Annotated in this window: 15 protein-coding genes; 9 read left to right on the top strand and 6 right to left on the bottom strand. The window is 64.7% G+C overall.

The features are described 5' to 3' along the window. Positions 1 to 72: 72 nt before the first annotated feature. On the bottom strand, positions 73 to 393 hold the full coding sequence (locus tag FJV43_RS04915) for a metalloregulator ArsR/SmtB family transcription factor (RefSeq protein WP_239625041.1): 321 nt from the start codon (positions 391 to 393) through the stop codon (positions 73 to 75). Between the two features lie 94 nt (positions 394 to 487). On the opposite strand from FJV43_RS04915, the gene FJV43_RS04920 reads away from it, so the two are divergent. From FJV43_RS04920 to ccoG, 4 genes are read left to right on the top strand one after another with little or no spacing between them, the layout of a single operon-like run. Then, a complete protein-coding gene (locus tag FJV43_RS04920; protein ID WP_239625043.1) occupies positions 488 to 1,774 on the top strand; it encodes an FAD/NAD(P)-binding oxidoreductase in 1,287 nt (428 codons plus the stop codon). Then, positions 1,771 to 2,214: a thioredoxin TrxC gene (gene trxC / locus FJV43_RS04925; RefSeq protein ID WP_239625045.1), complete on the top strand. Its 444-nt coding sequence runs from the start codon at positions 1,771 to 1,773 to the stop codon at positions 2,212 to 2,214. The genes FJV43_RS04920 and trxC overlap by 4 nt, the downstream gene beginning before the upstream one ends. 25 nt (positions 2,215 to 2,239) lie before the next feature. Further along, positions 2,240 to 2,443: a DUF2892 domain-containing protein gene (locus FJV43_RS04930; protein WP_028181089.1), complete on the top strand. Its 204-nt coding sequence runs from the start codon at positions 2,240 to 2,242 to the stop codon at positions 2,441 to 2,443. Between the two features lie 36 nt (positions 2,444 to 2,479). Beyond that, entirely contained in the window at positions 2,480 to 3,919 is a 1,440-nt protein-coding gene (ccoG, locus tag FJV43_RS04935) for a cytochrome c oxidase accessory protein CcoG (RefSeq protein ID WP_239625047.1), read from the top strand. 81 nt (positions 3,920 to 4,000) lie between these two features. Here the strand turns inward: ccoG and FJV43_RS04940 are convergent, their stop codons facing one another. Continuing rightward, on the bottom strand, positions 4,001 to 4,864 hold the full coding sequence (locus FJV43_RS04940) for a transglutaminase family protein (RefSeq protein ID WP_239625049.1): 864 nt from the start codon (positions 4,862 to 4,864) through the stop codon (positions 4,001 to 4,003). A 179-nt stretch (positions 4,865 to 5,043) separates the two neighbouring features. Here FJV43_RS04940 and FJV43_RS04945 point away from each other — a divergent pair, with 179 nt between their 5' ends. Both FJV43_RS04945 and FJV43_RS04950 read left to right on the top strand, forming a co-directional pair. Beyond that, positions 5,044 to 5,982: a transglutaminase family protein gene (locus FJV43_RS04945; protein WP_239625051.1), complete on the top strand. Its 939-nt coding sequence runs from the start codon at positions 5,044 to 5,046 to the stop codon at positions 5,980 to 5,982. A gap of 107 nt (positions 5,983 to 6,089) precedes the next feature. Then, the gene (locus FJV43_RS04950) at positions 6,090 to 7,259 is read left to right on the top strand and encodes a GNAT family N-acetyltransferase (protein WP_239625054.1); all 1,170 of its coding nucleotides are present in this window, start codon (positions 6,090 to 6,092) and stop codon (positions 7,257 to 7,259) included. Between the two features lie 5 nt (positions 7,260 to 7,264). Here FJV43_RS04950 and FJV43_RS04955 read toward each other — a convergent pair whose 3' ends face one another. Together FJV43_RS04955 and FJV43_RS04960 are read right to left on the bottom strand one after the other, a co-directional pair. Next, positions 7,265 to 7,930, bottom strand: a complete 666-nt coding sequence (locus FJV43_RS04955; RefSeq protein WP_239625056.1) for a DsbA family oxidoreductase — start codon at positions 7,928 to 7,930, stop codon at positions 7,265 to 7,267. Between the two features lie 299 nt (positions 7,931 to 8,229). Further along, entirely contained in the window at positions 8,230 to 9,051 is an 822-nt protein-coding gene (locus tag FJV43_RS04960) for a helix-turn-helix transcriptional regulator (protein WP_239625058.1), read from the bottom strand. Positions 9,052 to 9,152: 101 nt separating this feature from the next. On the opposite strand from FJV43_RS04960, the gene FJV43_RS04965 reads away from it, so the two are divergent. Then, positions 9,153 to 9,383, top strand: a complete 231-nt coding sequence (locus FJV43_RS04965; RefSeq protein ID WP_239625060.1) for a hypothetical protein — start codon at positions 9,153 to 9,155, stop codon at positions 9,381 to 9,383. A 37-nt stretch (positions 9,384 to 9,420) separates the two neighbouring features. Then, positions 9,421 to 9,819: a hypothetical protein gene (locus tag FJV43_RS04970; protein ID WP_239625062.1), complete on the top strand. Its 399-nt coding sequence runs from the start codon at positions 9,421 to 9,423 to the stop codon at positions 9,817 to 9,819. A 141-nt stretch (positions 9,820 to 9,960) separates the two neighbouring features. Here the strand turns inward: FJV43_RS04970 and FJV43_RS04975 are convergent, their stop codons facing one another. Beyond that, on the bottom strand, positions 9,961 to 10,527 hold the full coding sequence (locus tag FJV43_RS04975; RefSeq protein WP_239629317.1) for an SET domain-containing protein: 567 nt from the start codon (positions 10,525 to 10,527) through the stop codon (positions 9,961 to 9,963). A gap of 163 nt (positions 10,528 to 10,690) precedes the next feature. On the opposite strand from FJV43_RS04975, the gene FJV43_RS04980 reads away from it, so the two are divergent. Further along, positions 10,691 to 11,296, top strand: a complete 606-nt coding sequence (locus FJV43_RS04980) for a hypothetical protein (RefSeq protein ID WP_239625064.1) — start codon at positions 10,691 to 10,693, stop codon at positions 11,294 to 11,296. 55 nt (positions 11,297 to 11,351) lie between these two features. On the opposite strand, the gene FJV43_RS04985 is transcribed toward FJV43_RS04980, so the two are convergent. Further along, positions 11,352 to 12,077, bottom strand: coding sequence for a TetR-like C-terminal domain-containing protein (locus FJV43_RS04985; protein WP_239625066.1), 726 nt, complete (start codon positions 12,075 to 12,077; stop codon positions 11,352 to 11,354). Positions 12,078 to 12,174: the final 97 nt, after the last annotated feature.

Here is a 12,174-nt window from a genome sequence, read left to right on the forward strand (position 1 = left end):
CTCATTTCATCCGCATCGGAATGGGGCGTGTTGATCCTGCTCAAGGCGCCCTCACCCGAGCTATCCTAAGTTTCATTTTGTCCTTGCGGACCTCGGCGCGCAGAACGCCTGATAGAGCGTCTTCAGCACCTCGCGCGCCGGCTCGCTCGCGATCGAATAGAAGATCGTCTGCGCCTCGCGCCGGGCAGACACCAGTCCGTCCTTGCGAAGGAGCGCAAGATGTTGGGACACCGTGGAGTCCCGGAGGTTCAGGAACTCGGCGAGTTCGCCGACCGACCGCTCGCCATCGATCAACTGGCAGATGATCAGCAGACGATGCCGGTTGGCGAGCGCCTTCAGCAGCTCGCTCGCCTGATCCGCCGCCCGCTCCATGATTTCAGCATTCATCTTCATACTTGCGTATATACGGAATTACGAATATATAGTCAAGCGCCGCACGACAGCTGGAGCTAAATCGGCGGAGCGGCTTGGTCCAACGGAGGTACCCATGGCGGAAGTTGTCGTAATCGGAGCTGGTCTGAGCGGAACGCTGATGGCCTATGAATTGCTGCCGCAGTTGAGAAAGGAGGATCGCCTCAGCGTCGTCTCGCAAGGCGCCGTCTATCATTTCGTCCCATCCAATCCTTGGGTCGCAGTCGGCTGGCGCAAGCGCGAAGAGATCGAGATTGATCTGGCGGACATCATGAAGCGCAAGGGCGTACGCCTGCTGACGCAGGGCGCAAGGCGCGTCCACCCGACCGAGAACCGTGTCGAGCTCGGCGACGGCACGTCGATCGACTACGACTACTTGGTCGTCGCGACCGGTCCCGAACTGGCGTTCGACGAGATTCCGGGTCTCGGCCCACAAGGCCATACCCAGTCGATCTGCCACGTCGATCATGCCACGCATGCGCGCGAGGCTTTCGAGAAGCTCGCGGCGAACCCTGGCCCGGTCGTCATCGGCGCCGTGCAGGGCGCGTCCTGTTTCGGGCCGGCCTACGAATTCCTCTTCATCCTGGAGACGGAGCTGCGCCGCCGAAAGCTGCGCGACCGGGTCCCGATGACGTTCGTCACCTCGGAGCCGTATATCGGTCATCTCGGTCTCGACGGCGTCGGGGACACCAAGGGTCTCCTGGAAAGCGAGATGCGGGAGAAGCACATCAAGTGGATCACCAACGCCCGCGTCGACAACGTCGCCCCCGGCCTGATGTCGGTGGAGGAGTTCGTCGACGACGGTACATCTCGCAAGGCCCACGAGCTGCCATTCGCCTATTCGATGATGTTGCCCGCCTTCCGCGGCGTCGAGGCGGTGCGCGGCATCGAGAAACTGACCAACCCACGTGGCTTCGTCGTCGTCGACAAGCACCAGCAGAATCCCGCCTTTCCCAACGTTTTCGCGGTCGGCGTCTGCGTCGCGATCGCGCCGGTCGGCGCCACCCCGGTGCCGGTCGGCGTCCCCAAGACGGGCTTCATGATCGAATCCATGGTGACGGCGACGGCGATGAACATCGGCGCCCTGCTTCGCGGCAAGGCGCCCACGGCAGAGCCGACCTGGAACGCGATCTGCCTCGCCGACTTCGGCGACTCCGGCGTCGCCTTCCTGGCGCAGCCGCAGATCCCGCCGCGAAACGTGAATTGGTCCTCCAAGGGCGAATGGGTGCACCTCGCCAAGGTGGCCTTCGAAAAATACTTCCTGCGCAAGATGCGGCGCGGCGAGAGCGAGCCGTTCTACGAACGCTTCGTTCTCGACAAGCTGAATATCGCCAAGCTCAAGGAGGTCCGAACCGGCACATGAGCACGACACGCCAGATCGTCTGCGGCAGTTGCGGACGCATCAACCGCCTGCCTGCCGAACGCGCAGCGCAAGATGCGCGTTGCGGCGCCTGTCACCAGCCGATGTTCACCGGTCATCCGACCGAGGTGGACGAGGAGGCCTTCAGCCGCCATGTCGCGAGCGGCGACATTCCCGTGCTGGTCGACGTCTGGGCACCGTGGTGCGGCCCGTGCCGCGCCATGGCACCGATGTTCGAGCGCGCCGCGCAGCAGCTGGAGCCGAACGTCCGGCTGTTGAAGCTCAACTCGGACAACGCACCTGCACTGTCGTCGCGCCTCAACATCAGCGGCATCCCGACCCTGCTGTTGATGCGCGGCGGCCGCGAGATCGCCCGCCATTCCGGCGCGATGGATTCGCGCAGCATCGTCGCCTGGACTGAATCCAACCTGACCCGTTCGTAAGTCGCCAGATAAAAAGGAGTCTGCCATGAATGTCGATAAAGCCGTCCTCGCCTTTGCGGGATTCGTCGTCCTGCTCGGTCTCGCACTGGGCACCTATGTGAATGCGTATTGGTACCTGCTGACGGCATTTGCCGGGCTGAACATGTTGCAGGCCTCGTTCACCGGCTTCTGCCCGGCGGCGATCGTGTTCAGAAAGCTGGGCCTGAGCAGCGGTTGCGCGTTCTCCTGAACGCGCAATACAGCCTGTGATGCGGGGGAATTTGCCATGACCGACGACACCTTCATCGAGGGACCTCTCTACGAGAAGCGGAGGAAGGTCTATCCGCAGTCGGTCCATGGCCCTTTCCGCCGCATCAAATGGGCGATCCTCTGCGTCACGCTCGGAACCTACTATCTGTTGCCGTTCGTACGCTGGGATCGCGGACCCGGTCTGCCCGACCAGGCCGTTCTGATCGACTTCCCGCATCGGCGCTTCTACTTCTTCTTCATCGAGCTGTGGCCGCAGGAAGTCTACTACTTCACCGGCCTGCTGATCATCGCTGCCATGACGCTGTTCCTGATGAACGCGGTCGCCGGCCGGCTGTGGTGCGGCTACCTGTGTCCGCAGACCGTCTGGACCGACCTGTTCTATGCGGTCGAGCGCTGGGTCGAAGGCGACCGGCGCGAGCGCATGCAGGGCGACAAGCGTTACTGGACGTTCGATCACATCCGGAAGGTCGCACTCAAGCACTTCCTCTGGATCATGATCGCATGGTGGACCGGCGGCGCCTGGGTGCTCTATTTCGCAGATGCGCCGACGCTGGTGAAGGAGCTTGCGACCTTCCAGGCGCCCTTCATCGCGTATCTCTGGATCGGCATTCTCACCGCCACCACCTACGTCTTCGCCGGCCACGCCCGCGAGCAGATGTGCATCTATATGTGTCCGTGGCCGCGGATCCAGGCGGCGCTGACCGACGAATGGGCGCTCAACGTCACCTATCGCCGCGACCGCGGCGAGCCGCGCATGTCGGTGAAGAAGGCGGATGCTGCCCGCGCGCAGGGCAATCCCGTCGGCGATTGCGTCGACTGCCATCAGTGCATCAACGTCTGCCCGACCGGCGTCGACATCCGCCATGGCATCCAGCTCGGCTGCATCCAGTGCGGCCTGTGCATCGATGCCTGCGACAACGTCATGAGCGAGATCGGACGGCCCAAAGGCCTGATCGGCTACGACACCGACATCAACATGCAGCGCCGGCGCGAAGGCAAGCCGCCGATCTACCGCATCATCCGTCCGCGCACCCTGGTCTATGCCGCAGCCATCGCCATCGTCGGCGGCATCATGCTGTACACGCTCGCCACGCGCGCGACGATGGACGTCAACGTGCTGCACGAGCGCAATCCGCTGTTCGTCCAGCTCTCGGATGGCGGTGTGCGCAACGACTACACCGTCCGCATCCTCAACAAGGGTCCGCAACGATCGTTCGCGATCGAAGTCTCGGGCCTGCCCGGCGTGACCCTTCGCGTTGCGGGCATCGCGCCGAGTTCCGACGGCAAGCCCGTGGTCGAGGTCGGGCAGGATCAGACCAGCGAAGTCCGGCTATCGGTGCAGGTCGGCCCGGCCGATCTGCCGAAGTCCTCTCGCGACATCGATATCGCCATCACCGACACGGTCAGCGGCGAGCGCGCGGCTGCCCGTGACCATTTCGTCCCGGGTGACAAATAGCCGCCGGTTGGATATCGCCGGCACAGGGGAGGAATGGAAGCCGCTCACGACCGGAACTGGAGACGCCAGGCGTCCGCCAACTCAAGCGAACAGCCGCTGCTCCCGTGCCATCGCAGGTCGGGTCGGAATGGCATCACAGTCCCGCATCTCGTTCGTGATCACCTTGAAGTGCACGAGTTCCGCCTGGCCAAAGGCGGTCGAAATGGCGACGTCGGCTGCATCCCTGCCGCGTGCGATCACGACGCGGCCGATGCGGGGATGATTGTGCCGCGCATCGAACGTATACCAACGTCCGCCGATATAGGCTTCGAACCAGGCGCTGAAATCCATCGGCGCGGGATCCGGCGGCACACCGATATCGCCAAGGTAGCCGGTGCAGTAACGGGCCGGGATGTTGATGCAGCGGCACAAGGTGACGGCAAGGTGCGCGAAGTCTCTGCAAACTCCGATACGCTCCTCGTGGCCTTCGGAAGCCGTCCGGTCGCTTCGCGCGAATTGATAGCCAAACTTGATATGGCCGTGAACATAGTCGCAGATCGCCTGGACGCGGCGCCAGCCGCCGCTGATGTGACCGAACGTCGACCAGGCCAGATCCGTCAGGCGCTGGGTATCGCAATAGCGACTGCCCAGCAGATACACCAACGCTTCGTCGGGCAGCCGGTCCAACGGGATCTGTTCGGCATGAGGCGCAACCTCATCGGGCAACCCACTATCCTCGATGATGAACTCGTTTCGAATGTTGATCTGACCGACAGGGGCGACGAGCCGCGTGCAGACGTTGCCGAACCCATCCTCGTAGTCCCTGAACGCAACGTTCGGCGACACCCGGATGGCATGGTCGGTCAGAAGGTCGCCTTGCCTCGACGGATGAACGGTCAGCAACAGCACCATCGGCACGTCCTGAAAACAGTTGAACGCAATGTCGTAGCCTGCCCGAATCCTCAAGATCGTGTCCTCTCGCATCGCCATTGTGTCGATCGACAAGCTCCGCTGGGATCATTGGTTCCGCGTGCGCTATCGCGAATCTGCTGAAATGCAAGGCACTTGTGCGGTGTGCACACACAATTGGGCTCTTGGAACCGATGCAGAAGCAGGCTCATATGGTGCGAGCCTGAGTACAACAGATGCCCCTCTATTCCGTCCACCACAGCACGACCTACCGCTACCGGCAGCCCGTCAGACTTGGACAGCACCAGTTGCTGTTTCGTCCGCGCGACAGCTTCGATCAGCGTCTGCTCGCGTGCCGAATCGCAGTGCGCCCCGAGCCGTCGGAAGTCCGCTGGATCCACGATGTGTTCGGCAATTGCGTCACCCTCGTCGATTTTGCGGCCCGGACCGACGTGCTGGAATTCGAGACCACGATCCGGCTGGAGCATACCCCCGAGAACGCGCCGGATTTCCGGATCGAGCCATACGCCCGCGAGCATCCGTTCGCCTACGACGAGACCGAGTTGCCGGATCTTGCACCGTACATGCTCCGGCATCATCCCGGCGACGTCGCCGTCGACGACTGGTTGTCGAAATTCATTGCGCCCTCGGCGAGCCGGCCGACGGGGCAACTGCTGATGACGCTCAACGAAGCGATCGCCGAAGGTTTCTCCTATCGGAGGAGAACCTCGCATGGCACGCAAACGCCCGCCGAAACGCTCGACCTGCAGCAGGGAACTTGTCGCGATTTTGCCCTGCTGATGATGGAGGCCGCCCGATCGCTCGGTTTTGCGGCCCGCTTCATCACCGGTTACGTCTACGTGCCGGACCGCGACGGGCCGGCACGGCTGGGCGGAGGCTCGACCCACGCATGGTGCTCGATCTATGTGCCGGGCTCGGGCTGGGTCGAGTTCGATCCGACCAACGGGATTGTCGGAAACCGCGATCTGATCAGGGTCGGAGTTGCCCGCACGCCGGCGCAGGCGATTCCGCTCTCGGGGTCCTACTGGGGGGAGGCGGACGACGAACTCGGAATGGAGGTCGCGGTCAACGTGAAGACGGAGACCGGGCCGGAGCCCGAGGAGACGGGCACGGCGGCACCCGATCTGGCTGCGGTATCCTCAAGGGGACGTTAACAGGACCGCTCGAATTGATTCTGCGGCCCAACGCTATTTTTCCAGTCTTTGCGCTAAGGATGATCCTGCTGGGACGGGCTTTGCCCGCGTAGACGGGGACGACGGACGTGGTCGACATCGCGCATCAGACAGCGATCAATCCGGCATCGGCAAGGGATGCCGGCGCCGCGCGCGCGCTCGTTCCGCTCACGGCGATCGACCCCGGCCAGTGGCGCGCACTCGCGCAGCGCGCGGTCGAGCCGAACGGATATTACCTGCCCGCCTGGGAGCTGGCTGTCAGTGCGACCGCGCGCGGCCGCAGCAATGCCTCGGCACTGCCGGCATTCGATGGATCTTCGACGCGGCTGATCGGACTGATGCCGGTCATATCGCTCTGGCGCGCCTGGAAGATCCCCCTGCCCGCGCTGGCGAGCGCGCATCCCTACGGCACGCTGTGCAGCCCGCTGATCGACGGCGATGCGCCGATCGAGGCCGCCACGCGGCTGTTGCAGCAGGCGCGCGAGGCCGGCGCGCATGCGCTCGTGCTGACCGACGTCGCGCTCGACGGCGCGGCGATGAATTCGCTGAAACAGGTCCTGGATCGCGCCGGCCTGCGGCCGCGTGTCCTCTCCTCCTACATCCGCGCCAGCCTCGATGCGACACAGGATGGCGAGACGCTGCTGCGCGAGGCGCTCGGCGCCAAGAAGCTCAAGGAGCTGCGGCGCCAGCGCCATCGCCTGGAGGAGCACGGGCCCGTCGTGTTCGAGGTCGCGCGCAAGTCCGACGAGATCGGGCCGGCGCTCGAGACATTCCTGCAGCTCGAAGCCGGCGGCTGGAAGGGCAAGCGCGGCACCGCGCTGGTCCAGCATGCAGGCGATGCGACCTTCATCCGCCGCGCCGTCCCCGCGCTGGCAGAGACCGCGCAATGCGAGATCGTCACGTTGCGCGCCGGCACCACGGCGGTCGCCGCCGGCATCGTGCTGCGCCATCAGGATCGCGCCTTCTTCTTCAAGCTCGGCGTCGACGAACGCTTCGCGAAATATTCGCCGGGCGTGCAGCTCACCCTCGAGCTCACCCGCCACCTCTGCGCCGATCCCGCCATCGCCAGCGCGGACTCGACGGCGAGCGCCGATCACCCCATGATCAATCCGATCTGGCGCGGACGCTTCGCGATCGGCGATGTGCTGATCCCGCTGCGCCGGTACGATCCGATCGTGACGCTGGTTCACGCGGCGGTCGCGGCGCACGGCATCGCGTATGCAGCGGCGCGCCGCGCAGTTCGCCTACTTCGCAAATAGAACAGCTACTCCGCTGCCTGCGCGTTGATCTCCGCCGAGACCTGGCGGATGGCGCGCGCGAGCAGGTTCGGATCCTGCGCGCCGGAGACGGCGTATTTCTGCGCGAAGACATAAGTCGGAACGCCGGAGATACCCTTCTCGGCGGCTTCCTGCGCATCGGCCGAGACGCGCGCCACGTCCTCGTCGGTTGCGAGGCGCTTGCGCACGTCGTCGGCATCGAGGCCGACATCGGCCGCCGCCTGCACCAGCACGTTCACGTCGGTGAGATCGCCGCCGTCGCGGAAGTACAGCTCCATCAGGCGCTGTTTCATCTCGGGCGCCTTGCCGATCGCGTCCGCCCACAGGATGAGGCGATGGCAGTCGGTCGTGTTGGGCTGGCGCGCCACCAGCTCGGGCTTGTAGACGAGGCCCTCCTCGCCCGCCGCCGCGACGACGCGCCCCGCAATGCCCTTATAGGCCTCGACCGAGCCGAACTTCTGGGTGAGATAGGCCTCGCGGCTGATGCCCTCGCGCGGCACCCAGGGATTGAGGAAGAAGGGCCGGAAATTGAGCTTGACGGGAACGTCGGGCACGAGCGCCAGCGCGCTCTCGATCCGGTGCTTGCCGATATAGCACCAGGGGCACACCACGTCGGAGACGACGTCGATCTGGAGCGGTTTCAGCGTGCTCATGTCAGGCGCCTCCTTCGGGCAAGTCACGGGTTCGCCCAAAGATAAGCAGAACCCTCCCCGAGGCAAGCAGGGCTATTGCATATGAGAGCTTTTCCCTGCGGCCATCCTTCGAGATGCCCGCCTTTGGCGGGCCCTCAGGATGATGGACCGAGTGCGCGGCAGCAGTTTCAGCGGGCACAGATGACACTTGGCCTCATCCCGAGGAGACCGCCACCGGGTCCGCGCATAGCGCGGCCCGATCACAGGCTCCGCGGTCGTCTCGAAGGACGAGGCGCGCGCTCAGGCCCGAGGCAAGTACGCTAGGTCATGGCTGATGCGATCTGCTTCAGCCGTTCGGCCGTGCGCTCGTCCGCCGGAAAGAACGTCTCCAGCGCCAGCTCCGACAGGGTGATGTCCACGGGCGTGCCGAACACCATGGTGGTGGAGAAGAAACTAAGTATCTCGCCCTCGTGCCGCAGCTTGAAGGGGATGGCGACATTGTCGCTCGACAGCGGCGCCGAACGCGCCGGAATGGGATAGCTCTTCAGATCATTGTAGAGCTTGATCAGCTCGGGATCGGCCGTGGCCTCGCATTGGCGGTGCAGCCGCTCCAGCAGATGGCCGCACCATTCCGCGAGATTGACCGTGCGAGGCGCCAGCGCCTCGGGATGGAAGGCGAGCCGCAGCACGTTGAGGGGCTGGCCGAGCAGATACGGCGGGACGCCTGCGAGCAGCGGTGCCACCATGCGATTGGCGGAGACCAGGTTCCAGTGCCTGTCCACCGCAAGCGCGGGGTTGGGCTCATGTGCTTTGAGCACCAGGTCGATCGCCCGGCGGGCTGATTTCAAGGCGGGATCCTCCAGCGTGCGCTGCGGGAACGCCGGCGCGTAACCGGCGGCGACCAGCAGCACGTTGCGTTCGCGCAAGGGCACGTCGAGGCGCTCGGCGAGCCTCAGCACCATGTCGCGCGAGGGCGCGGCGCGGCCGGTCTCGACGAAGCTCAGATGCCGCGCCGAGATCTCGGCTTCGCCCGCGAGATCGAGCTGGCTCATGCGGCGGCGCTGCCGCCATTCGCGCAGATGGTCGCCGATATGGACCGGCTGGCTGCGTTCGGTACGTGCCGTGGAAGCATGTGCGTTCATGGTCGAAAAACTAGCATGCGGATTTCGGCCCTTCCATTACCCGCGAGGTAATCGAATTGGGGCGCGGCCGCGCGCATCTTTGGTCGCAACAGGAGATGACCATGATCGCACTGCTGCTCTATCGCACCGTTGCAGACCACGTCCTGCCCTGGGCCATGGCATTCGCAACCCGGATGCTGGCACGCAGCCTCAACATGCCGGAGCCGCTGGTGCATTCGACCGGCGACTATGTCGTCGCCCGGGTCATCGCCTTCGAGTACGGCGTCGGCAGAAGCCTCTGCCCGTTCCGTCTCGGCCGCCTGCTCCGCGCCTGGTGGCGCGGTCGGCGTTGAGTTCCACCCGAGCCCACCCCAACCCAGGAGACCCAAGATGATCGAAGCCTCCACCTTCCTGCGCCGCGCACTTCTCGCCGACGCCGTCTTCAGCGGCATCGCCGCGCTCGGCTTCACCTTCGGAGCAGGCGCGTTCGCGACACTGTTCAATCTGCCCGAAGCATTACTGCTCGAAGCCGGCCTGTTCCTGATCGCCTACACCGCGCTGGTCGGCTGGCTCGCCTCGCGCGCCTCCGTGCCGAGACTGCTCGTCCTGCTGGTCGTCGTCGGCAATGCGGCCTGGACGGTCGGCAGCATCGCCCTGCTGCTCTCGGGCGCGGTGTCACCGAATCTCGCCGGCGAGCTCATGGTTGTGGCGCAGGCGATCGCGACCGGCGTGTTCGCCGAGCTGCAATATGTGGGATTGCGGAAGAGCGCGAGCGTGGTGGCAGCGTGAGGCCGCACCACGTGCCATCGGCGCCCGGCTCGGCCGGGCGACGACAACATTCCAGAGACAATCAACCCATGCGGACAAGCTGCGGCGTGCAGGATGGTTCGGTCCCGGCTCCGTGACACCTGAGCAGGCAACGTGGGCTTGTTATGCCCTTGCGCGACCGACCTTGCCGGTAAAGTGCTTGCCGTTCAGCTTCTTCTTTTTCGCCGACCCGACCTTCGCATTCGCTTTCTTGGCCTTGCGCTCGGTCCGCGCCTTTACCTTGGCGCGTTCGGCCCGCACCTCGGCACGCAGCTTCTTGCGCTTCTTCTCGCAGGAATCGCACTTGCAGCCGATCGGCTTCAGATAGGCTTTGAAATAGTCGGTGCCGTAATCGTAGTTGATCTCGTCGCCCGGCTCGATGTTCCTGATGGCGCGGATGAAGACCTTGCGCTCGCGCGGCCGGACGTCGGATTCGGCGTTGGGCCGGCAGGAATGGTTGATGTAGCGGGCGAGGTTCTTGCGCACCGACCCGTCGATGGTCCAGCGGCCGTTGAGCTCGAACAGATATTTGTTCTCGATCTCGTCCTGCTCGGGAATCCTGGAATCCAGGATCGGTCCGAAATAGCGGATGATCCGGGTGCCCTTCTTGATCGGCTTGGTGGCGAAGAGGCCGAGCCCGGTCTTGGAGCGGCCGACGCGATAGGGTTTGTTCGAGGATGTGGCTGGCATGATCAGGAGTACGAAGGCGCGAACGAGGCTGGAGGAGCCCAAGCGAAGCCGCTCTTCTAGAACGATTCCGTGCCGCTGTCAGGTGCCTGGCGGTGCTGTTTGAACCTTGCCCACAATCAAGGCGTCTGATGGTACGAAGTTCCAGCTGCCTCGAAGTGTCATCATGATCCGCATGACCGCCCCATCGCTCACCGCGCTGCTGATCTGCGCCGGCCTCGGCTGCGCCAACGCCCAATCCGTGGGCAGCAGCTACACCTCGACGGCGCCGAAGGACTGCCGCCAGATCGGCAAGCCCAGCGACCTCGACGGCAGCACCACGCGGGTGTGTCCGGGCAAGGACGGGCTCGTGGTGCTGATCGCCGAGGATGATCTGCGCGAGATCGTCTCCGTCGGCCGAAATCGCAAGCAAGCGGCGGAGGAACCGGCAGCCGACGTCTGGTTCGCGCCATTCAACTCATCGGAAAGCACCGTCGAATGGCGCACTGCCGGCGAAAAGCCGTTTGCGATCATCCAGCGCTGGCACATCGCGGACAACGCCGATCCCGACAAGCAGGGACGGCCGAAGACCAAGGCCATGCTCGTGGTGACCCGGCTGCCGCCGGGCCCGGTCTGCCACGTCGCCTATGTCGACGCGATCGCCAACCCGACGGCCAACGAACTCGCCCGCAAGGCCGCGGACGATTTCGCCCGGGGCTTCACGTGCGGAAAGGACAAGGTGAAGATCATCGGCACAAGCGGGCGCGCCGTCGAGCTGGCCACGATGCGCTAGCCTCTCGCCTTGGCGCGGCGATAGACGCCTCACCATGGCGAGAGTTGCGTTGGGATCAGGGGCCCGTCGGCTTGCCCGTGATCGGCGCCGTCAGCATCGCCTCGAGCAGGCGTTCGGCGGTCGTCCCCTCGGGCAAGCGACCGAGGATGTCCTCGAGCCGCCCATCGAGCAGCAGCATCGTGAAGCCGTGCACCATCGACCAGGCGCGCGCGATCGCCGCGCCCTGGGTCAGCGTCAGCGCGTCTTCGCTGATCTGCTCCTGCCGCATCATGCCGATCGCATTTGCAAGCCCCGCGAAGGAGGCCTCGGCGGCCTCGTGTAGCGAGGGTCTCGAATAGTCCAGCCGCTCGGTGCGGAACATGATGCCGTACATGCCGGGATGCGCCTGCGCATAGGCGACATAGGCTTTCGGCCTCGCCAGCGCGCGTTCGAGCGGCGTTGTGGCGGCATCGCAGGCCGACGCCATCGCGGCGTTGAACTGGCGGAAGCCGACGGCGGCGAGCTCGCTGAGAAGCCCCGTGAGATCGCCGAAATGATGAGTGGGCGCGGCATGCGAGACGCCCGCCTCGCGCGCCACCGCGCGCAATGTCAGGCCGGCGAGCCCGTCGCGCTCGAGCACCCGTTCGGCGGCCCTGAGCAGCGCCTCGCGCAGCGCCCCGTGATGATAGGGTGTCTCGGTCCTCGCAGCCGCCGGGCGCCGCGCGGGACGCGCCTGCGCCTTCGCTGCCGACGATGTCTTTTTCGGAGTGCGCGGGTTACGCGCGGTTTCTCTCTTGCCCATGGGAGAAGCTATATGACGCAATATTGACAGTGTAAAGATTTCGCTTGACCGGAACGACAAATCGGTATTATCTGATCTTTACGATGTAAAGATAGGG

The sequence above is a fragment of the Bradyrhizobium sp. I71 genome (assembly GCF_022354745.1).
Taxonomy (GTDB): domain Bacteria; phylum Pseudomonadota; class Alphaproteobacteria; order Rhizobiales; family Xanthobacteraceae; genus Bradyrhizobium; species Bradyrhizobium liaoningense.